Below are 25,206 nucleotides of genomic sequence, written 5' to 3' on the forward strand. Positions count from 1 at the left end.
TGGCTCACCCCGCCGCGAGTCGGCGGGGCGCGAGTCCCTCCAGGGCTGTCGCCAGGCGATGCGCGGCCTCGCTGGCTTCTCGTCGCCAGGCGATGCGCCAGGAGCGCTGGAGTGGCCCTGACGCGAGCCGCTTCGCGACCAGGTCTCCCTTGCCGAGGTGCGGCCCTGCGATCCACTCCGAGATGACGGCGACGCCCAGGCCGGCGCGCGTGAGGTCGAACATCGCCTCCGTCAGCGGGAGTCGCTCGTAGCGCAGGCGGGGCCGCTCCCGGCCGAAGACCTGGGTGATGAACCAGTGGGCCTCCGCGGGCGGCGTCTGGGAGGTGAGCAGGGTGTGCTCGCGCAGGTCATCGCGCGTGAGCGTCTTGCGTCCCGCGAGCGGATGGGATGAGGACACGACGAAGACGATCTCATCGGAGAAGAGCTTGCGAGCCCCGAGCGTGGCGCGCGGGATGGTCGCCTGGGTGAGGAGGGCGACGTCGATGTCTCCCGCTTCGAGGGCCGGGATGGGGTTGCGCGTGTGCTCCACGGCGAGGACGACCTCGAGCCCCGGCATGCTCCTGCGCAGGTCGACGAGCAGGGAGGGGAGCCAGTGGTACGCGGTGTAGCACTCGCACACGAGTCGCAGGCGGACGGGTGGGGTGGCGGGAGTGAGGACAGAGCGCTCCAGGTCGCCCAGTTCGAGGAGCAATCGCGTGGCGCCGGTGACGAGCTGCCTGCCCGCGTCGGTGGGGACGAGTCCGCGGTGTGTGCGGTCGAAGAGGCGGGTGCCGAGCTTGTCTTCCGCGAGCAGCAGGGCGCGGCTGACCGCTGGCTGGGTGAGGTGGAGCAGGGTGGCGGCCTGTGCTGTCGTTCCCGCCGAGGCCAGGGCGACGACGACTCGCAGGTCCTTGATGTCGAGGCGGGTGTTGGGCGGGCCGGCAATGTCGCTCATGCATCGAGCCTATGCGAACGATGCGTTGGACGCATAGGGGGGCGAGGACCAGAGTCATCGGCGTTCCCAGAGGGGAACGTGCTCGATGTCCTGGAGGAATGACCATGCAGCTCTACTTCTCACCGCTGTCCTGCTCGCTGGCGACCCGCATCTCCCTCTACGAAGCCGGTGCGGAGGCCTCGTTCGTGGAGGTGGACCCCAAGACGAAGCGCACTCAGGACGGTCAGGACTACCGGGAGATCAACCCGCTGGGCTCCGTGCCGACCATCCGGACGGATGAGGGCGACATCCTCACGGAGAGCGCCGCCATCCTCCAGCACGTCGCGGGCCGCTGGCCGGAGGCGAAGCTCGCTCCAACGGAGCGCAAGGCCCTTGCGCGGCTCCAGCAATGGCTGTGCTTCATCGGCACGGAGCTGCACAAGGCGGTCTTCACGCCGCTGCTGGACGCCACGGCTCCGGAAGGAGCGAAGTCCTATGCGCTGGGGAAGGCGACCTCGCGGATGGACTTGCTGGAGAAGCACCTGCGTGGTCGGGAGTTCCTGCTGGAAGAGTTCAGCGTCGCCGACGCCTACCTGGTCGCCGTGCTGGGCTGGTGCGTGGCGACCCCCGTGGACCTGAACAAGTGGCCGTCGCTGGTGGCCTACGTCTCGCGCCTCCGGGAGCGGCCGAGCATCGCGCAGGCGTTCCGGGAGGAGCGGACGCTCTACGCGGAGTACCAGGCGCGATACCCGAAGAAGGCGTGAGAAGACGTGCCACCCACGGAGGAGCGCGGAGACTCCGAGGCTCCGTGCTCCCTTCGATGGCTACTCATGGTCCAGGCGAAAGGTCGATTCGATCCACGCCTCGATCTCCTGGTGACTGGCGGAAGGCCCCGGTGTGAGAGGGCGACCCAGGTGCTGTTCTCGCGTGTGGGCGATGGCCTTGGAGTGGTCCTGGGCGCTCGTCAGGTGGCCCGCGTCGAAAGTCAGCTCGTGGACCTCGCGGAACTTCCAGGCGGGCGCGAAGCCCATGTGGACCGCCAGCTCACGGATGAAGCCGGTGCCGATGAGCAGGTTCCCCGTGAAGGTGACTCGCGCATGGCGTGGCTCGTACACGGCGCACTCGTCATATGCCGGGTCATACCGGGGCGCGTTGCCGAACAAGGGAGCGCCTTTCCCGTCCCGGACGGACGGCTGGTCGTCCGGGTGCACTCCGATATGAAGCCTCTCGAGGAACAGCCGTTCCTCGGAGACGCGGTAGATGCAGAAGAAGCCGCGCCAGCATGCGGTCGACATTCCGACGGGCTTGAGTCCGTGCTGGTTGGGCACGAAGAGCTCGGTGCCCTTCACTCCGGCGAGGTTGAAGGTCTGGTCGCGATAGAGGACCGTGTCGCTGATCTGGGCGGTCAAGGGCTGTTCTCCGGAGACGACGCCAGGGGAGGCTGGCGCGTCGGCCCCTGACTCCCCCAGCTTAGAACCTATTTCGGTAGGAGCGCGTGGAACCAGGTGATGATGCCGAGCGCGAAGTGCAGCATTCCCAGGTAGGTGTCCTCGCGCTTCTCCCACCGCACCAGCAGCCGACGGAAGCGGTTCAGCCAGGAGTGCCCGCGCTCCACCATCCACCGTCGTGCTTTCTTCCGAGAATTGCTTGTCCTGGTGCGCACGCCGCGCCCGCGTCGAGGCAGGTGCAGCGTGAAGTGGAACTCTTCCGCCAGCTGGCGCACCACGTCGTAGTCATAGCCTCTGTCCACCCAGAGGTGCTGACGTGCGGATTCAGTGGGCGTGGGCCTGGCGACTGGGATGGATTCGAGCGTGGTGCGCGCCAGCTTGAAATCGTTCGTGTTGGCGCCACCGACCGCGAGGCCGAGGGGGGCGCCCCGCGAGTCCGTCAGCAGGCTCTTCTTGGTTCCTGTTTTCGCTCTGTCGGTGGGGTTGGGGCCGGTTTTTTCCCCCACCCAGCGGTGCCTTCCCCATCGCCCCATCCAATGCCAACCAACTCCAGTTGATGCGCGCCAGGCCGTCGTAGGCCAGCAGCCCCTGCCGCCAGAATTCTCGAAAGACACCGGCGGCCAGCCATTCGCGGAAGCGCCGGTAGGCGGAAGAGGGGTGGCATAGGCCGGTGGCCTGAAGGGCGCCCCACTGCATGCCTGTACGCAGCACCAGGAGGATGGCGTCCATGGCCAGCCTGTCGGGCACTCGCGGGTTGTGGCATCCCAGCGGATGAGTAGGCCGGCGGGGAAGCAACGGCTCCAGCTTCGCCCACAGCTCGTCCGGCATCCTCCAACCATCGTCCTTCTTCACCAGCCCCATACGTCTGCCCTCCTGCCGTCAGAACGCAGCAGGCTGGCCGACTTCTTCCCTACCGAAATAGGCTCTTAGCGCTCCTGACCTCCAGCAGTCGTCACCCGCTCATGCAGTCGAGCAGCACCTGCGTGCGGTAGGGCTTGTCCCGTTGAGGCGGCTCCGGCATCAGGACCGTGCGAGCACATGGCACCACGAAGCGGTGGTGCAGCAGGGCCGATGCTGTCTCCGTGGCCCGCTCGTAGTTGGACCACTCCAACGTCATGACACAAGTCCGTGTCCTGCAATCGACGCCCAGCACGGAGAACGGTCGGCGTGTGCGCAGCGTGTCCAGGTCGGCGCGGAGCCCCGTCGCGGTGGGCACGGCCCAGCCGGGTTGGATGGGCTGCATGCCGTGGCGCTGGAGCTCGCCCTCGTATTCGGCGAGCACCCGCCGCTGCTCCTCGGCGGGGTCCACCGGGGCCGGCGGAGAAGGTCGCACGGTGACTTCCTGCTGGAGCGCGGGCGGTGCCGCGTCGGGGTGGCTCACGCCGGAAGTGGAGCGGAGGGTGAGCGTGGCTCCCGCCGCGCCGACGGCACATGCCGCCAGCGCGAGGAGCACGCGTCCGGAAAGGAAGGGGACGGTGCGAGTCTTCATGGCCGGGCCCTCAACTCACGGCGTGTAGAGGGTGTAGCCCACCGACGAGGTGAACCCGACGTCGCCACGGCCCGGGAGCTGGATGAGGACGTAGGGATAGTCCCACGGCGCCGTCCGCCAGAAGTACAGCGCGTCCACGCCCGAGCCGCTCGTCATGGTCACGTTGTAATAGCCCGTTGCCGCGCTGCGCACGGCGTTGCCGCAGCGGCCTCCCGTGGCCCATTTCCAGGAAGTGCAGGCCATCGCATAGACGTCGTGGCCGCTGTGGCCGTCGAACCCCTGGACGTTGACCTGGTAGATGTTGTTCATCGCGAACGTCGTGTCCGTCACCACGGGGCAGCGCAGGTCGATCCACTGCCAGTTGATGCCTTCCGACCGGTTGCGCACGCCGTGCGACGTCCCGTCGAAGTCCGCCTCGGGCCGGTCCTCGGTGCTCTGGAAGCAGGCGAAGGTGGAGGTCATTCGCTCGGCGGCGACGGCCGAAGCAAAGGGGGCCAGCAGGAGCGCGGGCAGCAGCGCGGAGAACAGCGCGCGAAGCGAGGTCTTCTTCATGTTCAGCGGGTCCTTTTTCACAAGAAGCACCGTCTTGGTGCCCAGGACCGCATGTGCAACGCGAATGCCGTTCATTCCGCCCAGGTCGCTCAAAGGCAAGCAGCTGAAAGCACTGTGTCCCGCATCCCGTCGGCGCCTGACACAGGTGTGCCAGGTGTGCCAGTCGCTGTGTCGCCAGGGCTGGCGAACGGAAGGGGGGCCGCGCGCCCGGCTGCTCCACGTCACATCCCGACGAAGGGGACTCCTGCCTCGTGGAGACCAGACCTCGGGAGGGCCGACATGAGCGCCATTCAAATCATCCTCATTGGAATGCTGGGCAGCGCGCTGCAGGAGCTGCTGCACTGGTACGGACTGCGGGAGCACCTGGGCACGGGGCGCTACAAGGCGCTCATGCGGTCCGCTCCCTACTGGGTCATCACCGCGCTGATGATCATCGGCTCCGGCGTGGCGGTGTGGGCGTGGTTCGGGGGGGACGGCGAGATTCCCATGCGGCAGTACCTGGTCCTGGGCGCCGCGCTGCCCCTCATCTTCAAGAAGGCCGTGGAGGTCGTCGCCGGAGCCAAGCCCGTCGTGGCGATGGGCAATCCTGGCGCATCGGCGAACAGCGGCAAGCTCGCGGACTACTTCAAGGGCGCCGGAGGCCCTCGTCAGCAAGGGCTGGCGTGAGTCGGGCCCCTACATGAAGTCGCAATGACAGCCTCGGCGAGGTGTGCGTGGGAAACTTCTCGTGAGGCTGCCTGCGATGGTTTCCCGGAGAGGACTTCTCCATGGGAGACCCAGACAGGCTTTGACACCGCGTGGGTCGAAGATTAGGGAAGGCGCTCACGCGCATCTGGGGGGCCGGGACGCGCGGGAGAATGCCCATGACTTCGCGTCGCATGTCCCTGCGCACCGCCCGCATCGCATCCCTGTCCCTCGGCTTGGTCCTGACCTGTGTCCTGGGCGCGTGTACCTCCGACGAGAAACCGCCGCCCGGGCCTTCGTCACGCGCGCCCGGGGTGGCGCTGCTCCAGATAGAGAACGCGCAGGCGGCGTCCGGTGTGCCCGTTCGCTTCCGCTGCACGGCGGAGGACCCGGACGGAGACCGGCTCGTCTATGTCTTCGATTGGGGTTCGGGTGGAACGCTGCCCCAGTCTCCCCAGGTCGACAGCGGGACGACATCCGGCGTGGACGTGCCCATCTCCCGGGAGGGCACCTATCAGGCGCGGTGCCGCGCGGTGGACTCGGCCGGCACCGTGGGCGCGTGGTCGCCGCAGCTCACCTTCATCGTCGGTGACCCTCGGCCCGATGGTACCTGGGGGCTCCAGGTCGAGGTCGTGGGACAGGGGCGGGTGACGAGCACGCCCTCGGGCGTGGACTGCCCTGGCGCCTGTACCGTCCGGCAGCCCTCCGGGACGCGGCTCACGCTGGCGGCCGTTCCCGCGCCGGGCTGGCAACTGCTGGGGACCTCCGCGTGCCAGGGCGCCGTCAGTCACTGTGAGCTGCTGCTCGAGGCCGACAAGGTCGTCACGGTGCGCTTCGCGCCGGCGCTCGACTCGGCGTTGTCCTGGCAGCGCACGGGGGCTCGCTTGCCGACCTCGCCGGCGTGGAGCCCGGATGGCACGTTGCTCGCCGCCCTCGATGGCAGCGTGTCGCCAATCGGCCTGCTGCGCATCTGGGGCGCGGAGACGGGAGGCGTGGCGCGGGTGGTGGCACCACCGCCCCCGGGTCGATTCAGCACGCTGGCCTGGAAGCCCGGGGCCGGAGGGGTGCTGGCCGCTGGGTTGTCGACAGGCGGTGTGGTGTTGCTGGATTCAACGACGGGAGAGACGCTTCGCCAGTGGCCCGTGCAGGCCGGCGTCGTCCGCGCCCTCGCGTGGAGCCCGGATGGCGCGCGGCTGGCCACCGCGACGGACACCAGCAACGAAGTCCACTTCTGGAATGCCGCCACGGGGGCGAAGGAGGGCGCGCCGGTGGTGGCGGTGGACAGGGTGCGCGGCATGGCGTGGCGCCCGAATGGCTCACTGCTGGCGCTACAGACAGGGCAAGGCGGCGGCCTCTTGCAGCGTGTGGAATTCCACTCCGTGGAGACGCAGGCGCTGGAAGAGCTCTTGCTGGATGCGGCGGGCTTCGCCTGGAGCCCGGATGGGACGCGCTTCGCGGTGGGGCTCGAGGACGAGGTGAAGGTGTACTCCACCGCCGGTTTCCGCGTGGAGGCCACGTACCCCGGGAGCTGGGCGGTGGTGACGCAGGTGGACTGGAGCCCGGATGGTCGCTGGCTCGGAGTGGGCGGAGCTTCGCGCAAGCTCTTCGTGCTCGACGCGGCCTCCGGCGCTGTCGTGGTGGATGTCAGCCAGCCCGCCGTACCGGGGACCACCCGAGGGTACGACGCGCTGCGATTCCATCCGACGAAGCCCCAGTTCGTCGTCGTGGATGACCTGCCGATGACCCTCGACATCTTCACGGTGGCAGCCGATGCGGCGACCTACGTTCGACGCGAGCTGCTGGCTCACGACTACTCCGTCGAGGCGACGGCCTGGAGCCCGACGGGTGACGTGCTGGCCTCCAGCGGATACGAGGGCAACGTGCGCCTCTGGGGTCGCGATGGCGAACCTCGGAGGCTGATTTCAGGACATGGTGGGCAGCGTGTTCGCGCGCTGGGGTGGACCGCCGATGGAGCTCGGCTGGCCACTGGCGGAGACGATGGGGTCCTCAACATCTGGCGCGCGGACGACGGGACGCTCGCGCAGCTCCCCATCCGTCGGGAGCCGACCTCCTCCCTTCAGCTCTACCGCGTCGCGCCGAGCCCGGATGGGAGATGGGTGGCGAGCGTCATGGGCTCCACCGCCATCGTCTCCGAGCTCGGCGTCATCCGAATTCATCAGGTGCCCGGTGGCACGGAGCTGTTCCGCTTCCCGGGGAGCTCCAGGCGGGTGCTGTCGCTCGCGTGGACTCCGGAGGGAAAGCTCCTGGTCGCCTACTTCGACATGAGCTGGGACGTGTGGGATCCGCTGACGCGGGCCATCACGCCGGTGGCGTCCGTGGCGGGTACGACGTCGCTGGCCGCCGCCTCGAGCCCGGATGGAACGAAGCTCGCCTTCGGCGGGCGTCCGGGCCTGTCCTTGTGGGACGTCTCCACGGGGAAGCTGCTCGCTCAGACGCCGTTCGCGTTCTCTCCGCAGGGGCTCTCTTGGAGCGAGGATGGGCGCCGCGTCGCGGGCGGAGGGCTGGGAGGCCAGGTCTTCGTGTGGGACACGAGCCTGCCCTCGCTGCCGGCCACCGTCATCGGCTTCCATGACGAGAACGTCTCCACCGTGTCCTGGCGGCGCGATGGGAACGTCGTGGCCACCGGTGGAGGGGATGCCGCGCTGCGCGTCTGGCACTTCACGCCGTGAGGGCCAGGGCTCCGCTCCGGCTCAGGTGGGCTCGGAGCGGATGAGCGGCGTGAAGCGCGCCGTGCCTTCGTGCGTGTCCACGCGGATGACCTCGCGCGGGTCGAAGGACTCCGCCATTGACTCCGACGGCGTGCAGAGCATGACCTGCGACAGGCGCGCGGCGGCCTGTGCGCCTCGGGCATTCTCCCAGATGGCGTTGGGAGGCGGGTCCCGCTCGGGCGCCACGCGGAAGCGCAGCGTCGGCTCGTCCGGCGTCACTCCGTCGTCGAACTGGATGCCACGCAGGAAGCGCCGCATCCACCAGAGCCAGCGCTCCAGCACGTTGCCCACGTACCATCCCTCCAGATCGGCCTGGCCGCCGCCCCTGGGGGGCTCGGTGGGGGGCTCGTGGGGCGCGAGCTCGGACAGCGAGGCCTCCGAGCGGGGCGCGTCGAGGCCGGGGTCGATGAGGAGGGCCGACAGGCCGACGTTGAGGTCCACGGACTCCCACGTCACCCGCCACGTGCCGTCCGCCTGCCGCCGCAGCTCCACGCCGTAGTGGTCGTCGAAGAAGCTCAGCTCCACCTTCACGGCCTGCGTCGCGGGGGTCTCCGCGAGCGCCCCGGAGGCGCTCAGGTGTTGTTGCAGTCGTCCTTCCGAGAGCGCCTGGACCAGCGCGAGCAGCGCGGAGAGATTCCGGGTGGCGGTCTCCTCCGAATCCACCAGCACACACAAGTCGTTCAGGCGCAGGTCGACGTCGCGCAATGAGTGGAAGCCGGAGACCCGGAGCCGGGTGAGTTTCATCGACCCGCAGCCTATGTCAGTCCGGGAGAGTCCAGAGGAACGACCGCGGGAGTACCCAGCTGCACGCGAGGCATCGGCGGCAAGCACTCCGAGTCGGAGCGGACCGGGGCCGCGTGCCCGGCGGTGTCGCGTAACGTAGAAAAGCTGACATCGTGCATGGAGGCGTGCCCCCGTGCGCACGAGGTGGCTGGGAGGCCATGGTAGGTGAGCGTCGTTGCGTCTCGCCCCCCCGCCTTGGACGCGCTCTTCATGACAGGTGTTCTCCAGTGACTCCGTCTCCCCATGAGGCCAGGCCCGCGCGCGCCTCGCGCTTCGGACCGCCGCTTCCTCCCGGGACGTTCGCCGGCTTCATCGTCGCCGCGCTCGCCATCTTCGTCATCGCCATCCTGTCCTACCGCTCGCTCGAGTCGCACTCGGACGCGGCGGAGCTGGTCCGTCACACGATGGAGGTCAGCGAGCGGATGAAGACGCTGCTGTCGACGCTGAAGGACGCGGAGACGGGGCAGCGAGGCTTCCTGCTGACGGGCGAGCGCACCTACCTGGAGCCCTACGCCAGCGCCAGTCGCGCGCTCCCCGCGCAGCTCGAGCGCATCCGGGAGCTCGTGTCCGACAACGACTCCCAGCTCCAGCGTCTGGAGGCCCTGAAGCCGCTCGTCGAGGCCAAGCTCGCCGAACTCCAGGCGACCATCGACCTGAAGACAGCGGGCCAGTCCGAAGCCGCGCTCACGCGGGTGCGCACCAACGAGGGCATCGAGCTGATGAACCGGATGCGCCTGCTCGTCGAGCAGATGGAGAACGAGGAGCGGCGGCTGCTGGCGGAACGCAGCGGCGCCTTCCAGAGCTCCGCGACGACGTCGCTGATCGTCACCTGGCTCGGCTCTGCCCTGCTGCTGGCGCTGGTGAGCATCTCCGCGTTCATGACGTCGCGGGACTTCCGGGCGCGCTCCATCCATGCCTGGATGCAGGAAGGCCAGACGCTGCTGGCCACGCGCATTCAAGGCGGCCCTCGACTGGAACAGCTCGGGGACCAGGTCCTCCAGTTCCTCGCCCAGTACCTGGATGCCCAGGTGGGTGCCATCTACCTGGCGGACAGCCTGGACAACTTCCACCGCTTCGCCGGCTACGCGCTGCCGCCCTCGTTCCTGGACCCCGCGGCCCAGGCGCGGCCGGGTGACGGACTGGTGGGGCAGGCCATCAAGGAGAACCGCGTCTTCCATCTTCGCGACGTCCCGGAAGGCTACCTGCCCATCAACTCCAGCCTGGGGCAGGGCAAGCCGAGGCACCTCCTGGTGGTGCCCACCGTGGTGGACGGCAAGGTGAACGCGGTGGTGGAGCTGGGCTTCCTCCACCCGGTGCATGCGTCGGACCTGGAGTTGCTCCAGCGAGTGTCCGAGTCCGTCGGCATGGCGGTGCGCTCGGCCAATGACCGCACGCGCCTGGAGCTGTTGCTGGAGGAGACGCGCCGTCAGTCCGAGGAGCTGCAGGCCCAGCAGGAGGAGCTGCGCGCCTCCAACGAGGAGATCGAGGAGCAGAGCCGCGTCCTGCGCGACTCGCAGAGCCGCCTGGAGCAGCAGCAGGCGGAGCTGGAGCAGACCAACGCGCAGTTGGAGACTCAGACGCGGCTGCTGGAGCGCCAGCGCGACTCGCTCACCGTGGCCCAGTCGGAGCTGACGGAGAAGGCGACGGAGCTGGAGCGCACCAGCCGCTACAAGTCGGAGTTCCTGGCCAACATGAGCCACGAGCTGCGCACGCCGCTCAACAGCTCGCTCATCCTCGCGAAGCTGCTGGCCGACAACAAGACGGGCAACCTCACCGAGGAGCAGGTGAAGTTCGCGCAGACCATCACCTCGGCGGGCAACGACTTGCTCGCGCTCATCAACGACATCCTGGACCTGTCTCGCATCGAGGCGGGCAAGGTGGAGATAGAGCCCGAGGTCGTCAGCGTCGCGCGCTTCGTGGAGAACGTGTCGCGCTCCTTCCACGTGCTGGCGCGCGAGAAGCAGATTGGCTTCTCCACGAAGGTGGACCCGGCCAGCGCGGAGTCGCTGGAGACCGACCCCCAGCGGCTGGGCCAGGTGGTCAGGAACCTGCTCGCCAACGCGCTGAAGTTCACGGAGAAGGGCGAGGTGTCGCTGCATGTCTCGCCCGGAGGCCCGGGGCTGCTCTCCTTCTCCGTGCGGGATACGGGCATCGGCATTCCCACGCACCTGCAGGGCCTCATCTTCGAGGCCTTCCGTCAGGCGGATGGCAGCACCCACCGCAAGTACGGAGGCTCGGGACTGGGCCTGTCCATCTCCCGCGACCTGGCGCGCCTGCTGGGCGGCGACGTGTCGGTGGTGAGCGAGCCGGGGCAGGGCAGCACCTTCACCGTGACGGTGCCGGTGGCGCTCTCCGCCGCCGCTCAGGCTTCGACGTCGCATTCCTTGCCCACGCTCCCGAAGCGCGAGCTCATCGCCCCCACTCCGACGGAGCGGGCCGCGCGGGCCGTGGCGAAGCTGCCGGCGCCGGACCTCGCGGAGGCGCCGATGAGGACCCTCCACGCGCCCATCGAGGATGACCGGGAGCGGCTCGTCCCTGGGGCACGGCTCATCCTCGTGGTGGAGGACGACGCGCGCTTCGCGGAGATCCTCCGCGACCTGGCGCGGGAGCTGGGCTTCCTGTGCGTCGCGACGGACCAGGGCGGCGCGGCGTACGAGGCGGCAGTCGCCTACCAGCCGAGCGCCATCCTGCTGGACATGAACCTGCCGGACCAGTCGGGGTTGATGGTGCTGGACCAGCTCAAGAGAGACCCGCGGACACGGCACATCCCCGTGCACGTCATCTCCGTGACGGACGCCTCGCGCGAGGCGCTGGAGCGCGGCGCGGTGGGCTACGCCGTGAAGCCGGTGAAGCGCGAGCAGCTCATGGAGGCCGTGCGGAAGCTGGAGACGCGGCTGACCCCGGGCGTGCAGCGCGTGCTCGTGGTGGAGGACGACGCCCGGCAGCGCGAGAGCATCGAGAAGCTGCTCGAGAGCGAGGACGTGCGCATCGACGGGGTGGCCACGGCGACCGAGGCGCTGGAGCTGTTGAAGCACAACACCTTCGGCTGCATGGTGATGGACCTCAACCTGCCGGACTTGAGCGGCTACGAGCTGCTGGAGCAGATGGCGGAGCTGGAGACGGTCTCCTTCCCGCCCGTCATCGTCTACACGGGGCGATCGCTCACGCGCGAGGAGGAGCAGCGGCTGCGGCGCTACTCCAAGTCCATCATCATCAAGGGCGCCCGTTCTCCCGAGCGGCTCATGGACGAAGTCTCACTCTTCCTGCACCAGGTGGAGTCCAAGCTGCCGCCGGACCGGCAGCGCATGTTGCAGGTGGCGCGAGATCGCGAGGCGGCGCTGGATGGTCGGCGCATCCTCGTGGTGGAGGACGACGTGCGGAACATCTTCGCCCTCTCCAGCGTGCTGGAGCCTCGGGGCGCGAAGGTGGAGATCGCCCGCAATGGCAGGGAAGCCCTGGAGCGGCTGTCGAACAGCCTGGCCCAGGTGTCGCAAGGCGTGGACCTGGTCCTGATGGACATCATGATGCCGGAGATGGATGGGCTCACCGCCATGCGGGAGATTCGCAAGCGGGCCGAGTGGCAGAAGCTGCCCATCATCGCGCTGACGGCGAAGGCCATGCGCGACGACCAGGAGAAGTGTCTGGCCGCGGGGGCGAACGACTACATCGCCAAGCCGCTGGACGTGGAGAAGCTCCTCTCGCTCATCCGCGTCTGGATGCCCAAGGCGTAGGTCATCGCTTCACTCATGGACTCCAACGCCTTGGATATCGAGCTGAAGCTCCTGCTCGACGCCATCTACCTGAAGTACCACTACGACTTCCGGCAGTACGCGACGGTGTCGATGCAGCGGCGACTGCTGCTGGCGGCGGAGAACTTCGGCTGCCGGACGCTGTCGCAGCTCCAAGACAGGCTGCTGCACGAGCCGCTCATCTTCCCGTCCCTGCTCGACTACCTCACGGTGCAGGTGAGCGAGATGTTCAGGGATCCGACGTACTTCCGCTCGCTGCGAGAGTCCGTCGTGCCGTTCTTGAGCACGTACCCGTCCCTCAAGCTCTGGGTGGCGGGGTGCAGCACCGGCGAGGAGGTGTACTCGCTGGCCATCCTCCTGCGGGAGGAAGGGTTGCTGGAGCGCACGCTCATCTACGCGACGGACATCAACCCCGGCGCGCTCCAGAAGGCGGAGGCAGGGGTATATCCGGTGGATCGCATCGCCACCTTCACGCAGAACCACATCGCCTCGGGGGCTCGCAGCTCGCTCTCCGACTACTACACGGCGGCGTATGGGAATGCCGTGTTCGACCGCGCTCTCAAGAAACATATCGTGTTCTCCGACCACAGCCTGGCCACCGACAGCGTGTTCGCCGAGGTCCAGTTCCTCTCCTGTCGCAACGTGCTCATCTACTTCGACCGGGACTTGCAGGAGCGGGCGCTGGGGTTGTTCAAGGATTCTCTGTGTCGCAAGGGGTTCCTGGGCCTGGGCGCCCGCGAGTCCCTGCGCTTCTCTCAGCATGAAACGGCGTTCTCGGTGATCTCCCGGGACGACCGTATCTTCCAGAAGGGGTAGACGTTGAACGCTACCGGGAAGGAAGCAGTGGATGCGGCGCCGCGGGTGAAGTGCCTGCTCGTGGATGACCTGGAAGAGAACCTCATCGCGCTCGCGGCGCTGCTGCGGAGCGACGACGTGGAGTTGCTCCAGGCGCGCTCGGGTGCCGCGGCGCTCGAGTTGCTGCTCGAGCACGACGACGTCGCGCTGGCGTTCCTCGACGTGCAGATGCCGGAGATGGATGGGTTCGAGCTGGCGGAGCTCATGCGAGGCATGGAGCGCACCCGGCACATCCCCATCATCTTCGTGACGGCGGGCTCCAGCGACAAGCGGCGCCTCTTCAAGGGCTACGACTCCGGCGCGGTCGACTTCCTCTACAAGCCGCTGGAGCCGCTCGTGCTGCGCAACAAGGCGGAGGTCTTCTTCCAGCTCCACCGCCAGAAGCAGCAGCTCGCGCGCCAGCTCGACGAGCTGACGGAGACGTTGCGGCTCAACGAGATGTTCACCGCGGTGCTGGGGCATGACCTGCGCAATCCCCTGAGCGCCATCCTCACGGCGGCCGACCTGCTCCAGCGGCGCTCCGAGGACGAGGCGGTGAAGAAGACGGCGGGCCGCATGCTGGCCAGCGGCAAGCGCATGGGCCGGATGATTGAAGACGTGTTGGACCTGGCGCGCGCCCGGCTCGCGGGAGGCATCCCCTTGAGACGCGGGGAGACGGACTTCGGCGCGTTGGTCCAGCGCATGGTGCAGGAGCACCAGTCCGCGTCACCCAGGCCTCCCATCGAGGTCTTCCAGGAGGGAGACCTGGTGGGGGACTGGGACTCGGACCGGCTTGCGCAGGTGGCCTCCAACCTCATCGGCAATGCGATTCAGCACGGGGACACGAGCGCGCCCGTGCAGCTCCGGTTGGATGGGACGCATGCGGACGCGGTGCGCTTCTCGGTGAAGAACCTGGGCGTGATTCCGCAGGCCATCCAGGCCCACCTCTTCGACCCGTTCCGGGGCGGGGCCCAGCGGCGCGGGCGCACGGGCGGCCTGGGCCTGGGCCTCTACATCGTCCAGCAGATCATCCAGGCCCACCACGGTCAGGTGGAGGTGGAGTCGGGCTCCGGCCTCTACACCGAGTTCCGGGTGAGCCTGCCGCGCCGAGGGACCGAGGTCATCAAGCTGTAGCCCGCGGTCCCCCAGGGGGCGGGGCTACTTGTACAGCACGTCGTTGACGCTGATGCCGCGTCCGCGCGGCAGGAGCTTCTCGAGCGCGGTGAGGTCCTCGGTCGTGGGCGTCCAGGCGCCGGCCTTGGCGTTGGTCTTCACCTGCTCGGCGGAGGTGGCGCCCGCGATGACGGAGCCCACGGTGGGGCGCGCGGCCAGCCCGCCGATGGCCACGTCGATGAGGGAGATGGAGCGCTCGCGAGCGAAGGCCTCCAGGCGCTCGACGGCGTCGAACATCGCATCGGTGAGCAGCCCGCCCATGTTCCAGTGCTTCACGCGGGTGTTCTCCGGAGCCGCCGCGCCGCGCTTGTACTTGCCGGTGAGCAGGCCGCTGGCGAGCGGGAAGTAGGGGAGCAGGCCGATGCCGTGCTGTTGCAGCGCGGGCACCAGGTCCTGCTCGACGCCCCGGCCAATCAGGCTGTATTCGTTCTGGGCGCTGATGAAGCGCTCCAGGCCGCGCGTGCGGGACGTCCACTCCGCGTCCGTCACCTGCCAGCCCAGGAGGTTCGACGAGCCGAGGTAGCGGACCTTGCCCTCGCGGACCAGTTCCGTGAGCGCGCTCAGCGTCTCCTCGATGGGCGTCGCGGGGTCGGGCCAGTGGAGCTGATAGAGGTCAATCCAGTCCGTGCGCAGGCGCCGCAGGGAGCGTTCGATGGCGCGCCGGATGTAGCGCCGCGAGCCGCGCGCCCCCCAGTCCGGGCCGTTCTCACCCTTCAAGTCACTGCCGAACTTGGTGGCCAGGATGATGTCCTGACGACGGGTGCCCAGGGCTTCTCCGAGCAGCTCCTCCGAGGTGCCGTAGGAGTCGGAGGTGTCGAACAGGGTGATGCCCGCGTCGATGGCGGCATCCACGACGGCCCGAGTGCTCTTGGCGTCGATGCGCAGGCCGAAGTTGTTGCAGCCCAACCCCACGGCGGAGACGGTGAGGCCGGAGCGGCCCAGGCGGCGGTAGGTCATCTGCGTCATGTGTTGGCTCCTGTCAGCTGGAGGGGCGAAGGTAGCGGGGCGTGCTCGTGGGCGCAGCGGAGAATGCAAGGCGCTCGGGCCTCCGCGCCGCCAGGGTCCACCGCGGGCCGATGTCGAGGGTTGAACGCTCCTCACTGTGTGCCTGCATTCCCCTTCGCCCAAGCCCTCTCGGGCGCGCTACCCCTGGCCTTCCAATTTGCTGACGCTCCGGAGGCCCGCGTGTCCTGGTCGACGCTTCATTTCCGCCCGAAGTCCTGGTGGCTCGTTGGATTCCTCGGGACGCTCGCCTGCGCGCGCCATGCACCGGAGGCGGTGCGTGGCGGCGAGGGCACTTCGGGCCCTTCCGTGGTCGTCCTGAAGGGCGCGAGGCTCATTGACGGGGAGGGCGGTCCGCCCATCGAGGACGTCACGCTCGTCATCGAGGACGAGACGCTTCGCGCGGTGGGGCCCTCCCGCGACGTGGCGGTGCCCGAGGCGGCGCGAGTCATCGACGTGAGCGGGAAGAGCGTGCTGCCGGGGCTCATCGCCAATCACTCGCACCTGGGCGTGGTGGATGGGACGCAGTCCGGCGCGGGTCACTACACGCGCGACAACGTGGAGCGACAGGCGCGGCAGTACGAGGTGTACGGCGTCACCACCGTCATGTCGCTGGGCTTCAACACCACGCTCTTCTCGTCGCTCCAGGAGGAGTTCAACGCGGGCGCACCGCGAGGCGCGGACCTCCTGGGCGCGGACCGGGGACTCGGTGTGCCATCGGCGGCGCCGCCGGTGAGCGTGGGCGAGGACCAGCTCTACCGGCCCCGCACCGTCGAAGAGGCGAGGGCGGCGGTGCGAGAGTCCGCCTCGCGCAATCCCGCGCTGCTGAAGATCTGGGTGGATGACTTCCACGGCAGTCTGTCCACGAAGATGTCGCCAGACATCTATGCCGCCATCATCGATGAGGCCCACCAGCGGGAGCTCCGCGTGGCGGCGCACGTCTACTATTTGGAGGACGCGAAGCGACTGGTGCGCGACGGCGTGGATATCCTCGCGCACGGCATCCGCGACAGTCCCGTGGACGAGGAGCTGGTGCGGGAGATGAAGGCGCGCGGGACGTGGTACGTGCCGACGCTCGGCCTGGATGAGACGTTCTACATCTTCGCCGAGCAGCCCGAGTGGATGCGGACGCCCTTCTTCAAGCACTCCGTGCAGCCCGCGCTCGCCGCTCAGTTCGCGGACCCCGCCTGGCGCGCGAAGGCGCTCGCAGACGCGAAGGCCCTGGCCGAGAACAAGGCTTCCGTGGCGATGAACCTGCGAAACCTGAAGGCGCTCCATGACGCTGGCGTGTCCATCGGCTTCGGCACGGACTCCGGCGCGAACCCGCTGCGCATCCCCGGCTTCGCGGAGCACCATGAGCTGGAGTTGATGGTGCAGGCGGGGCTCACGCCGCTCGAAGCGCTGACCCATGCGACGCGGGACGCGGCCCGCCTGCTGAAGCTCCAGGACCGGGGCACGCTCGCCGCTGGCAAGCGCGCTGACTTCATCCTCGTAGAGGGGAACCCGGCCGAGGACATCCAGGACGTCCACCGCATCGTTGGCGTGTGGCACCGGGGCCGCAGGGTGTCCGGGGGCGTGGAGGAGTTCACGCCCTGAGCAGGCCGCCCCGGGAGTCAGGGCGGCCGTCACGGTGCTGCTATCAGGCCGCGCCGCCCTCGACATACAGGCGCTTGTGGTCGCGAATCTCCGCGAGGCGGAACGCGCCGGGCGCCGGGGCCTTGGCCTCGGGAGCGTCCGAGGACAGCTTCATCAGCCGCTCGTACTCCTCGATGGAGACGCGCTCGCGCCGGGCCAGCACGCCGTCCAGGTCCGCGCGCGCCATCCGCTCCGCTGCCTTCTCACCGACGACGCCGGAGAAGAACTCCGCCATGCAGCCGCTGCCGTAGGACAGCAGGCCGATGCGCTGCGACGCGAGCTGCGCGCCCTCGCGGTGGAGCAGCCCCGCCAGCGCCAGATACAACGACGCCGTGTACACGTTGCCGATGCGCGAGTTGAGCCCGAGCGACGACGCCACCTGCGCGTCGTAGCTGGCCGCCGACTTCGCCACCTCCTCGCGAGCCTCCGGCGTGCCGGGCCCTGGACCCACCGCGTCCTCCAAGTCACAGAGGCGAAGCTGGGTGTGCGCCTTGCGAGCCATCTTGCAGAAGGGGACGTGGTAGGCGATTCGCGCGAGCTGCTCGCCGGGTAGGGCACCCGACCAGCGCACCAGCCCGTGCTCCAGCGCCTTCTCGCGCCAGCCCCGGTACGCGCCCGACAGGGCTTCCAGGTAGCAGTTGATGGAGTAGTGCCCGTCCACCAGCGCCTCCCGTCGTCCAATGGGCCGCCAGAAGTCGTAGACGTCCATGGTGCACGTGCCATTGAGGCCCACGTCCAACGCGAGCAGGTCCGGCTGCTCGGAGACGAGCAGCGCCACCGCGCCGCCGCCCTGGGTCGGCTCGCCCGCCGTGTTCAGGCCGTAGCGCGCGATGTCCGAGCACACGACGATGGCCACCTTGCCCGCGCCCGCACCGGAGGCAATCCACTCCGTCGCGGCCATCAGGCCCGCGGTGCCGCCGTAGCACGCATGCTGCGTGTCATACGTGCGCATGGTGCGCGGCAGCTTCAGCAGGCCCTGGACGTGCGAGGCCACCGGCTTCGAGTGGTCGATGCCCGTCTCCGTGCCCACCACCAGCATTCCGATGCGGGACGTGTCCACGCCCTGCTGCTGGATGAGCCGCGCCGCCGCAGAGGCGGCCAGGGACACCGTGTCCTCGCCCGGGTCCGTGACGGCCATCTCCTTGGCGCCCAGGCCCGCGGTGAACTTGGCCGGGTCCACCCCGCGCGCGCGCGCCAGGTCCTCGATGTCCACGTATCGGGACGGCACGGCCACCGCCAGCGCTTCGATTCCAACCCGTTTCTTCATGGGGCTCCTCGCTTCCAATTCGTGCCTCAAACCTCGTTGTGCTGTCTCGACCGCTGCTCAGGCTTCGGGCGGTACCAGCACCAGCCGGCCCGCCACTTCCCGGTTCTCCAGACGGAAGTGCGCCCGCGCCGCCTCGGCGAGCGGCACCTTGTCCGTGACGAACTGCCGCACTCCACCGGTGGCCGTCAGCCGGAGCGCCTCGTCCAGCTCCGCCTGGTTCGTGGCGTACGCACCGATGATCTCCAGCTCCTTCACGATGACGAGCCCCGGGTTGAGCTGGACGAGCCCCGACTCCAGGTTGCCCACGATGACGAGTCGGCCCCCCGGCGCCATCGACTTCATCGTCTGGTCGAACGTGACGCTGCCGACGATCTCCACCGCCAGGTCCACGCCCGCGCCCTTGGTGCGCTTGCGGACCTCCGCCGCGAAGTCCAGCCCGCGCGAGAGGATGACCTCGTCCGCGCCCGCTTCCTTCAGCGGCTGCACCTTGGCCTCGCCGGACGTCACGGCGATGACGCGCGCGCCGTCCAGCTTCGCGAGCTGCACCGCGGACATTCCCACGCCACCGCTGGCGCCGGTGATGAGCACTGTTTCACCCGCACGCACCTTGCCTCGCGTGCGCAGCGTGTGCACCGCCGTGCCCGTGGTGCAGCAGACCGTGGCGGCCTCCTCCCAGGGCAGCGATGAGGGCACACGGCCCAGGCCCGCGACAGGCGCCACCATGAACTGTGAATAGCCGCCGGGCAGCTCCTCGCCGAAGAAGCGATTGTCTCCCTTGCACAAGCTGTTTCGCCCGCTGCGGCACAGCCCGCACTCGCCACATGAGAGCCTTTGCAGCGTCGCCGCGCGGTCGCCTGTCTTCCATCCTGGCGTATCAGGGCCCACCGCCACGACTTCGCCCGCGGCCTCATGGCCGAGGATTGCCGGCACGCTGGTGCGGGGCAGGTTGCCTCGGCGGTTGATGACGTCGTGATAGCAGACGCCACAAGCGTGCACCTTGAGCAGCACCTCGCCCCGGCCCGGAGTGGGTACCGGGACGTTCTCCATCTTCAAATTCCCGGCTTCACCAAAACTGCGCAGAACAACAGCCTTCATCTCCATACCTCCGAGAGCAATTCCAGACACGGGTGATGTCGAGGGTCAGCGACCGACGAGCTGTTCGCGGTAGCCGCGAGGATCCAACGCGCGGATGGCGGCGATGGTGCGCGCATCCGGCAGCGACGTGACGGGAAGGGCGTCGTCCACGGTGAACTCGAAGCCCGTGCGCTCGGCGATGTCCTCCGCCGTCGCCCACGGGTGGCGCGCCGTCAGCCGCGCACCGGAGGCGCCCAGCTCGAAGACACCCAGGTCCGAGATGAGGCGCACCGTGCGACGCGGGTCCTGCGTCGTCGCCACCTGGACCTCCGGCACCAGGTTGCGGCGCGACTGGCGAGGCACCAGCAGCACGGGCCGATGCACCCACTGCCGCAGCGTCGCCGCGCCCGCCACACCCGGGAACTTCGTGCGGGGACGCTCCAGGCTTCCGCTGGCCGTCATGTTGGTGCGGCCAATGGCATCCACCTCGGCCGCGCCGAAGAAGACGGTGTCCACCCGGCCGCGCCGCGCATGGTCGAACAGGTCGGGGATGGTGATCTCCGCCGAGCGGCCCTCCAGGTAGCCCAGGTCCTCGGAGGAGGGCAGCAGCGTGGTGATGTCCGGGTCCAACGAGCCCACGCAGGCCAGGTACGTCAGGTCCGGCGCATGCGTGGCCCTGGCCACCGCGATGGCGAGGATGGCCAGCGGCGAGGCGACGCCCGTGGCCACCACGGCGCCGTCTTCAATCTGGAGCGCGAGCAGGGAGACCACGGTCTCCGCGGGAGTGGCGTCGAGAGTGGTGCTCATGCCGCCCTCCGCGTCTTCATCGAGGCGAGGAACTCCGCCTCACGGCCCGTCTCCGCCAGCGCCAGGTAGCGCGACAGCATGTCGTCATCGTGGGGATACAGTCCGGTGCAGCCGGTGGGCAGCGCGCCTCCCGGTGCGAGGACGATGCGGTCCACCTGGAAGCCGGGAATCGTGGCGCGAGGCAGCCGCTTCACGCGCTCCTCCACCGTGGCGATCACCCGCCGTGCGGCGCCCGCGACGAGCAGGTCCGTGGTGGGGTCCTCGATGAAGAGGTTGCCGCGCTCGTCCGCCGCTCGCGCGTGGATCAGCGCGACGTCGGGGAAGTACGCGGGCTCCACCGGGACGCGCTCTCCGGTGAACGGGTCCACCACGGTGCGCGGCGGCTCCGCGCTCGCCAGCCCGGAGACATCCGCGTCCGGCGCGGGGATGAAGGGCAGTCCCATGGAGGCCGCGCGCAGCCGCTGGACGACGCGATAGCCGTCGTGCTCGCGCCAGGAGAGGGTGTTCTGCTCAATCGCCCGCTTGATGCAGGGCATGGGGCGCACGCGGCCCTCCAGGCTCAGCGCGCCGAAGGCGATGTCCAGGTGTGCCAGACAACCGCCCGCGACGAGCAGCTCGGCGGGCAGCGGGTTGGGCAGGGAGATGAGGCGCAGCCCACGACGCTCCTGGGCAATCAGCTCCATCACCAGCGCCATGGGCGCGCGCCCGAGCATGAAGCCGCCCGTGGCCAGCGAAGCGCCATCGGGAATCGACGCGACGGCTTCCTCCAGGGAACACCAGCGCGCGGTCTTCACGGCTCCTCCGTTCCGGAGCCGGAACCGGAGGCGGCCCGGGGCACCACGCGCAGCGAGGAGACCCCGGGCTGACCGTCGACCGCGGCGGCGACGATGGGCGGGAAGAGGAGGTCCACCATGCCGTCGGCGATCTGCTCGTCCGTCAGCCGCCCGTCGGGCTTGAACCACTTGTAGACCCACAGCACCATGCCCAGGAACGAGAACGCGCCGATGGTCGGGTCGACCGGGCGGATGCGTCCCTGCTGCGCCGCCTGCGAGAAGGCCTCTTCGAGGAAGTCGACGTAGCGCTTCTTGCGGTTGTCGATGAACGCGCGCGCCTCACCGGTCAGCGTGGCGTGCTCGTGGAGGATGATGATGACCTCCTTGCTCCACCCACGCGTCACCAGCAGGATGTTGTGGCGCATGCACGCGCGCAGCCTGTCGACCGGGTCCGCGATGTCCTGAACGCGCGAGAGCACCTGCTCCTCGAACAGGTCCATCCCGTAGTTCATGATGGCGAAGAGCAGCTGCTCCTTGTTCTGGATGTGGTGGTAGAGGCCCGCCTTCGTCATCCGGCACGCGGCGGCGATCTCCTGCATCGAGGTGCCTTCGTAACCGCGATCGCAGATGAGCCGCGCCGCCGTCTCCAGGATGGCCTTGTAGCGCTCGCCCTCATCCGGCTTCCGTCCGCTCGTCGTCACATGTCCCTCGTCTCGATGGACTGTAATGTTTTCAGGAATCACGACCTACCGACCGGTAGGTAGCACGCGAAAACGCAGTGTGTCAACGCGCACGGCGTCGCGTGGGGCGCTGGCAGGGCAAAGAAGTGTCAGGAGTTTCAATGGGTTGAGATGACGCTGGAGTTTCTGGGAAGGAGAGCCCCGCTCGTTGCGCTGGTTGTCGGCCGGGCGCCCTAACGTCGCGGGCCTCCTCGTCACACCCCCTGGAGGTCCCGATGCGTCTCTCCCTGTTGTGGGCTGCTGGAGCCGTCCCCCTGTTGTTCGCCACGTCGGCCGAAGCTCAGAGAATCACCCCGATTGAGGGCAGTCGTTCGGTGTCCGCGAGCATCTCCGCGGTGGATGCGGTGACGCATGTGGTGGACTCGGATTCGCGTCGCACGGAGGCCTTCGCGCCCTTCAACGAGTCCCTCTTGCTGGATGCGAACACCCAGTACGAGGGCTCTCCGAGTCGCGTCCATGCGAAGGGGCACGGCTACCAGTTCTCGCGCATCACCGACCAGCGGATCGAGGCGTCGGTCAACGCCAGCGCCGAGGGCCTGGCGGATGACTCCTCCGCGCGAGGGCAGGGAATGGGCAACACGGACATGTACCTGACGTTCGAGCTGAACCGCCGCGCGCGCTATCTGTTGACCGCCGAGGCGCGGGCGACGTTGACGGCGTCGACCTCGGGGCAGCCCTTGGGAGGTGTCTCGAGTCTTCTCCACATCGCGAACCTGGAGAGCGGGACGCCGGTCCTGTCTTTCGACATCAGCGCGGGTGAAGAGGCGTCGGTGTCGCAGCAATTGGGCTGGATGCCGGCCGGGCCGTACACCTTCCAGGGTGACGTCTCCGCGCTGGTGGATGCGCGGGGGCAGGGACACGCCAGGGGCACTGGCTCGTGGTCGGTGGACCTGCGGCTGTACTGCGCCGCGGACTTCAACGTGAATGGCGTGGTGGACGTCATGGACGGCGCCTTCTTCGACATCTACTGGAATGGGGGCCGGGCGGAAGCGGACATCGATGGCAACGGCGTGGTGAACCGCGCGGACTACGACGTGTTCCTGCTCGCCTACGGTCGCGGCTGCTGAGCAGGACGGTGAGGTGTTGATTGCGAGGCGGGCTCCGGGGTTCTGGGGTCCGCCTCTTTTCGTCAAGGCAGGCAGGGGTTGGAGCGACAGGTCGCGCAGCCGGGACATGGGCCTGCCTCGATGCGTACCTTGGTGTCGGTCGGGATGGTGGGTTGGGGAGAGGGGACGACAGTCATGGCTCCACGTCGACAGGCCGACATTCTCGTGGTCGGTGGAATCAACACGGACTTTCTCGTCCAGGGGCCTCGGCTCCCGCGCGCTGGAGAGAACGTGGAGGGGCATCTCTTCCTGGAGAGCCTGGGCGGGAAGGGTGCCAACGCCGCCGTGGCCGCGTCCCGACTGGGTGCCCACTCCACGCTGTTGGGCCGCGTGGGCATGGACGCGCGGGGGCTCGCGCTGCTGGAGCAGCTGGAGGGTGAAGGGGTGGAGACTCGCGCCGTTTCCAGGGACCCGGGCTTCTCCACCGGTGTCGTGTTGGAGATGGTGGATGAGAGCGGACGAAGGCAGAGCCTCTCCGCCGAGGGCGCCAACCGACGGCTCACCGTCGCGGACGTGGTCGCCGCGGAGGACCGCATCTCCCGCGCGGACGTGCTGCTGGCCCAGTTGGAGGTTCCGCTGGACGCGGTCCTCGCGGCGGTCCACATCGCTCGCGCCGCCGGCACGCATGTCGTGCTGGACCCCGCGCCGCCGATGACGCTGCCTGAAGAGCTGCTGGAAGCGGTTCACATCATCCGCCTCAACGACGCGGAGGCAGAGGTGCTGACGGGGCTCGAGGTGGTGGACCGGGACTCCGCGCGCAGGGCCGCGGAGAACCTGTTGCGCCGAGGCGTGGGCACAGCCGTGGTGGCCGCGCCCCAGGGGACGCTGCTCATGGGGACCGAGGGCGAGCTCTGGCTGCCGAACCTGCCCGTGGACTGGGTGGACACCACGGGCGCGGGGGATGCGTTCTCCGCTGCCCTCTGTGTTGCCCTCGGCGAACGGCGCTCGCTCACCGATGCGGCGCGCTTCGCTCACGCGACGGCGGCCCTGGCCACGATGCGACTGGGGGCCCTGTCGGGGCTCCCCAATCGCGATCAGGTGGTGTCGTTCATGGCACGCCTCGACTCCCAGGCGCTGTCCCTGGAGCCCGTCTCCTGGTGAGGCGTGGACTTGCCGGCCGGCAACGTTCGCATCAGGCTGCTCGTCCTCGTCCGAGGTGAGATGGGTTCCCCTAACACTACTGTGTCAGGGGCCCGATGGGTGGATGGGGAGTCTGGGCAGGTGACGTGAGGTGAGGCGCGGTGGGGGTTGGTGCGGTGGCAGGTGGGGCAGCGAGGCAACCAAGAGGCAATCACTCACGCCATGGCGAGCCGTGAGGTGATGAAGCTGTCGCGGAAGTGGCGCACAGGCCGAGAGTGACTGCGCGTAGGTTTCAGTCGCCCTTCGGGCCGAGGGGGGAAACGCCGCGTGCGTTCCGCCACGAGGAAGGCGTAGCAACATAGCACGCAGGAGACATGGTGATGCCAGCCGGGGAAACGGCGGCCTTCGTAATGGTCCAGGCCCAGTTCCCCCTTGAGGTCTTCGTAGACGCGTTCGGTTCTCCATCGCTCCATCACCAGAAGGATGAGCTGCTTCTTCGTCCGGCCCTCTGGCAGGGAGATCAGGAAGTAATTGGCGGGCTCGGGCTCACCGTCGCGCCACTCAATGATCAACCCCAGGGGCTCCTGCTCTCGCAGGGGGACGCCCGTGGCGACGACGCGGCGCAGGGCAAAGCTTGCCGACAAGGCTTCTTTCGTATCCGGGCGCCGGGTGCACCACCGGAAGCCGCCTCGTTCATGAAGACGCAGGGCCAGGTCCGAAACGCTTTGCGCGTCCTTTTGGGGGCGGCCCTTCGCATTCAAGAGGGAGGCGCTCGTCTGTGGGGCCACTGCCACCGCGTAATGCAAGCCCAGCTGTTGCCGCGCACGCTTTTTGATGGTTCCACGGCGTTCCACGGACCGGCTCGTTGATGGGCACTTCCAGCAAGCGCGCGAAACCACTGGAGTCCATCACGAACGTGCTCGGACGGGTGTCACCGCCGATGATGGCCTCTTCTTGAGGCGATTCCCCTTGGGGAATCGACGGTTGCAGCTTGAGCCGGAGCACGAGGCGGCTCAAGGCTGCCCGGAGGGCACCGCCGCCAGGCGGCCGTAGGGCCTTGAACCGACTCGGGATTCCGGCGTCCATCATCCAGCCGGCTCACCCGTCCATCAACAAGCGTGCTCGGCAACACCAGCGAGCGAAGGCGCGCACGAAAGTCGCTGGAGCTGCCATAGGCGGTGTCCGCCAGGAGGACGCCCGGAGCCACCCCGTCCGCCACGGCCCGCTCAATCATTCGCAGCGTCAGTTGGGACTTCGTCTCGAAGGCAACCTCGGCGGGAATGCGGGCGTCGCGGCGACACGCCTCGTCGCTGGCCCAGCACTCGGGGAGGTACAACTCGAAGTCGACGGGCAGGTGCTCGGTGCGGG

The 25,206-nt window shown here is 68.6% G+C and carries 22 protein-coding genes and 1 pseudogene; 9 read left to right on the forward strand and 14 right to left on the reverse strand.

Annotation, left to right across the window (positions count from 1 at the left end; translation table 11 throughout):
* Positions 1 to 4 precede the first annotated feature (4 nt).
* A complete protein-coding gene (locus ACN469_RS26380; protein WP_498771989.1) occupies positions 5 to 934 on the reverse strand; it encodes a LysR family transcriptional regulator in 930 nt (309 codons plus the stop codon).
* 104 nt (positions 935 to 1,038) lie between these two features.
* On the opposite strand from ACN469_RS26380, the gene ACN469_RS26385 reads away from it, so the two are divergent.
* Entirely contained in the window at positions 1,039 to 1,677 is a 639-nt protein-coding gene (locus ACN469_RS26385; RefSeq protein WP_498771990.1) for a glutathione S-transferase N-terminal domain-containing protein, read from the forward strand.
* 60 nt (positions 1,678 to 1,737) lie between these two features.
* On the opposite strand, the gene ACN469_RS26390 is transcribed toward ACN469_RS26385, so the two are convergent.
* The 4 genes from ACN469_RS26390 to ACN469_RS26405 form a co-directional block, all read right to left on the reverse strand.
* Positions 1,738 to 2,322, reverse strand: a complete 585-nt coding sequence (locus ACN469_RS26390; RefSeq protein WP_498771991.1) for a hypothetical protein — start codon at positions 2,320 to 2,322, stop codon at positions 1,738 to 1,740.
* A 68-nt stretch (positions 2,323 to 2,390) separates the two neighbouring features.
* Positions 2,391 to 3,189, reverse strand: a protein-coding gene (locus ACN469_RS26395) for an IS5 family transposase (RefSeq protein ID WP_498765451.1) whose coding sequence is annotated in 2 segments (ribosomal slippage) — positions 2,391 to 2,864 and positions 2,866 to 3,189 — 798 coding nt in all. Because the reading frame shifts where the segments join, the coding sequence is not laid out codon by codon here.
* Between the two features lie 124 nt (positions 3,190 to 3,313).
* Positions 3,314 to 3,850 (reverse strand): hypothetical protein, encoded by a 537-nt coding sequence (locus tag ACN469_RS26400; RefSeq protein WP_498771992.1) that lies wholly within the window; start codon positions 3,848 to 3,850, stop codon positions 3,314 to 3,316.
* 15 nt (positions 3,851 to 3,865) lie between these two features.
* Positions 3,866 to 4,402, reverse strand: coding sequence for a hypothetical protein (locus ACN469_RS26405; protein WP_498771993.1), 537 nt, complete (start codon positions 4,400 to 4,402; stop codon positions 3,866 to 3,868).
* Between the two features lie 279 nt (positions 4,403 to 4,681).
* Here ACN469_RS26405 and ACN469_RS26410 point away from each other — a divergent pair, with 279 nt between their 5' ends.
* Both ACN469_RS26410 and ACN469_RS26415 read left to right on the forward strand, forming a co-directional pair.
* Positions 4,682 to 5,068 carry a hypothetical protein gene (locus tag ACN469_RS26410; RefSeq protein ID WP_498771994.1) on the forward strand — a complete coding sequence of 129 codons (387 nt, stop codon included), beginning with the start codon at positions 4,682 to 4,684 and terminating at the stop codon, positions 5,066 to 5,068.
* Positions 5,069 to 5,265: 197 nt separating this feature from the next.
* Positions 5,266 to 7,776, forward strand: coding sequence for a WD40 repeat domain-containing protein (locus ACN469_RS26415; RefSeq protein WP_498771995.1), 2,511 nt, complete (start codon positions 5,266 to 5,268; stop codon positions 7,774 to 7,776).
* A 21-nt stretch (positions 7,777 to 7,797) separates the two neighbouring features.
* On the opposite strand, the gene ACN469_RS26420 is transcribed toward ACN469_RS26415, so the two are convergent.
* Complete coding sequence (locus tag ACN469_RS26420) at positions 7,798 to 8,559, reverse strand: AAA family ATPase (protein ID WP_498771996.1); 762 nt, start codon at positions 8,557 to 8,559, stop codon at positions 7,798 to 7,800.
* Between the two features lie 266 nt (positions 8,560 to 8,825).
* Between ACN469_RS26420 and ACN469_RS26425 the strand changes: the two genes are divergently transcribed.
* The 3 genes from ACN469_RS26425 to ACN469_RS26435 are packed head-to-tail and all read left to right on the forward strand — an operon-like array spanning position 8,826 to position 14,315.
* Positions 8,826 to 12,329 carry a response regulator gene (locus tag ACN469_RS26425; RefSeq protein WP_498771998.1) on the forward strand — a complete coding sequence of 1,168 codons (3,504 nt, stop codon included), beginning with the start codon at positions 8,826 to 8,828 and terminating at the stop codon, positions 12,327 to 12,329.
* A 15-nt stretch (positions 12,330 to 12,344) separates the two neighbouring features.
* The gene (locus ACN469_RS26430) at positions 12,345 to 13,163 is read left to right on the forward strand and encodes a CheR family methyltransferase (protein WP_498772000.1); all 819 of its coding nucleotides are present in this window, start codon (positions 12,345 to 12,347) and stop codon (positions 13,161 to 13,163) included.
* A 3-nt stretch (positions 13,164 to 13,166) separates the two neighbouring features.
* A complete protein-coding gene (locus tag ACN469_RS26435) occupies positions 13,167 to 14,315 on the forward strand; it encodes a hybrid sensor histidine kinase/response regulator (protein ID WP_498772002.1) in 1,149 nt (382 codons plus the stop codon).
* 24 nt (positions 14,316 to 14,339) lie between these two features.
* Here the strand turns inward: ACN469_RS26435 and ACN469_RS26440 are convergent, their stop codons facing one another.
* On the reverse strand, positions 14,340 to 15,320 hold the full coding sequence (locus ACN469_RS26440) for an aldo/keto reductase (protein ID WP_498772004.1): 981 nt from the start codon (positions 15,318 to 15,320) through the stop codon (positions 14,340 to 14,342).
* A 219-nt stretch (positions 15,321 to 15,539) separates the two neighbouring features.
* Between ACN469_RS26440 and ACN469_RS26445 the strand changes: the two genes are divergently transcribed.
* Complete coding sequence (locus ACN469_RS26445; RefSeq protein WP_498772006.1) at positions 15,540 to 16,952, forward strand: amidohydrolase family protein; 1,413 nt, start codon at positions 15,540 to 15,542, stop codon at positions 16,950 to 16,952.
* Between the two features lie 43 nt (positions 16,953 to 16,995).
* Here ACN469_RS26445 and ACN469_RS26450 read toward each other — a convergent pair whose 3' ends face one another.
* Genes ACN469_RS26450 through ACN469_RS26470 form a run of 5 tightly spaced genes read right to left on the reverse strand, consistent with a single transcriptional unit; the run spans position 16,996 to position 21,613 of the window.
* A complete protein-coding gene (locus tag ACN469_RS26450) occupies positions 16,996 to 18,258 on the reverse strand; it encodes a hydroxymethylglutaryl-CoA synthase family protein (protein ID WP_498772008.1) in 1,263 nt (420 codons plus the stop codon).
* A gap of 57 nt (positions 18,259 to 18,315) precedes the next feature.
* Positions 18,316 to 19,353, reverse strand: coding sequence for an alcohol dehydrogenase catalytic domain-containing protein (locus ACN469_RS26455; RefSeq protein WP_498772010.1), 1,038 nt, complete (start codon positions 19,351 to 19,353; stop codon positions 18,316 to 18,318).
* Positions 19,354 to 19,398: 45 nt separating this feature from the next.
* Positions 19,399 to 20,139 carry a CoA-transferase subunit beta gene (locus ACN469_RS26460; RefSeq protein WP_498772012.1) on the reverse strand — a complete coding sequence of 247 codons (741 nt, stop codon included), beginning with the start codon at positions 20,137 to 20,139 and terminating at the stop codon, positions 19,399 to 19,401.
* Positions 20,136 to 20,933: a CoA transferase subunit A gene (locus tag ACN469_RS26465; RefSeq protein WP_498772013.1), complete on the reverse strand. Its 798-nt coding sequence runs from the start codon at positions 20,931 to 20,933 to the stop codon at positions 20,136 to 20,138. The genes ACN469_RS26460 and ACN469_RS26465 overlap by 4 nt, the downstream gene beginning before the upstream one ends.
* Positions 20,930 to 21,613, reverse strand: coding sequence for a TetR/AcrR family transcriptional regulator (locus ACN469_RS26470; protein WP_498772015.1), 684 nt, complete (start codon positions 21,611 to 21,613; stop codon positions 20,930 to 20,932). The genes ACN469_RS26465 and ACN469_RS26470 overlap by 4 nt, the downstream gene beginning before the upstream one ends.
* Before the next feature lie 254 nt (positions 21,614 to 21,867).
* On the opposite strand from ACN469_RS26470, the gene ACN469_RS26475 reads away from it, so the two are divergent.
* Both ACN469_RS26475 and ACN469_RS26480 read left to right on the forward strand, forming a co-directional pair.
* Complete coding sequence (locus ACN469_RS26475) at positions 21,868 to 22,719, forward strand: hypothetical protein (protein WP_498772017.1); 852 nt, start codon at positions 21,868 to 21,870, stop codon at positions 22,717 to 22,719.
* A 174-nt stretch (positions 22,720 to 22,893) separates the two neighbouring features.
* Entirely contained in the window at positions 22,894 to 23,859 is a 966-nt protein-coding gene (locus ACN469_RS26480; RefSeq protein ID WP_498772019.1) for a ribokinase, read from the forward strand.
* 246 nt (positions 23,860 to 24,105) lie between these two features.
* On the opposite strand, the pseudogene ACN469_RS26485 reads toward ACN469_RS26480, so the two are convergent.
* Together ACN469_RS26485 and ACN469_RS26490 are read right to left on the reverse strand one after the other, a co-directional pair.
* Positions 24,106 to 24,656 (reverse strand): annotated as a pseudogene (locus ACN469_RS26485) (transposase family protein); the annotation flags it as partial.
* A gap of 113 nt (positions 24,657 to 24,769) precedes the next feature.
* On the reverse strand, positions 24,770 to 25,206 hold a 437-nt coding region (locus ACN469_RS26490), incomplete at its 5' end, for a transposase (protein WP_498772021.1).

The organism is Corallococcus terminator, assembly GCF_049194865.1.
GTDB classification, from domain to species: domain Bacteria; phylum Myxococcota; class Myxococcia; order Myxococcales; family Myxococcaceae; genus Myxococcus; species Myxococcus terminator_A.

Coding starts and splice junctions, on each gene's coding strand:
- ACN469_RS26380 (WP_498771989.1), bottom strand. CDS start 934: ATGAGCGACATTGCCGGCCCGCCCAACACCCGCCTCGACATCAAGGAC.
- ACN469_RS26385 (WP_498771990.1), top strand. CDS start 1,039: ATGCAGCTCTACTTCTCACCGCTGTCCTGCTCGCTGGCGACCCGCATC.
- ACN469_RS26400 (WP_498771992.1), bottom strand. CDS start 3,850: ATGAAGACTCGCACCGTCCCCTTCCTTTCCGGACGCGTGCTCCTCGCG.
- ACN469_RS26405 (WP_498771993.1), bottom strand. CDS start 4,402: ATGAAGAAGACCTCGCTTCGCGCGCTGTTCTCCGCGCTGCTGCCCGCG.
- ACN469_RS26410 (WP_498771994.1), top strand. CDS start 4,682: ATGAGCGCCATTCAAATCATCCTCATTGGAATGCTGGGCAGCGCGCTG.
- ACN469_RS26415 (WP_498771995.1), top strand. CDS start 5,266: ATGACTTCGCGTCGCATGTCCCTGCGCACCGCCCGCATCGCATCCCTG.
- ACN469_RS26420 (WP_498771996.1), bottom strand. CDS start 8,559: ATGAAACTCACCCGGCTCCGGGTCTCCGGCTTCCACTCATTGCGCGAC.
- ACN469_RS26430 (WP_498772000.1), top strand. CDS start 12,345: ATGGACTCCAACGCCTTGGATATCGAGCTGAAGCTCCTGCTCGACGCC.
- ACN469_RS26440 (WP_498772004.1), bottom strand. CDS start 15,320: ATGACGCAGATGACCTACCGCCGCCTGGGCCGCTCCGGCCTCACCGTC.
- ACN469_RS26450 (WP_498772008.1), bottom strand. CDS start 18,258: ATGAAGAAACGGGTTGGAATCGAAGCGCTGGCGGTGGCCGTGCCGTCC.
- ACN469_RS26455 (WP_498772010.1), bottom strand. CDS start 19,353: ATGAAGGCTGTTGTTCTGCGCAGTTTTGGTGAAGCCGGGAATTTGAAG.
- ACN469_RS26460 (WP_498772012.1), bottom strand. CDS start 20,139: ATGAGCACCACTCTCGACGCCACTCCCGCGGAGACCGTGGTCTCCCTG.
- ACN469_RS26475 (WP_498772017.1), top strand. CDS start 21,868: ATGCGTCTCTCCCTGTTGTGGGCTGCTGGAGCCGTCCCCCTGTTGTTC.
- ACN469_RS26480 (WP_498772019.1), top strand. CDS start 22,894: ATGGCTCCACGTCGACAGGCCGACATTCTCGTGGTCGGTGGAATCAAC.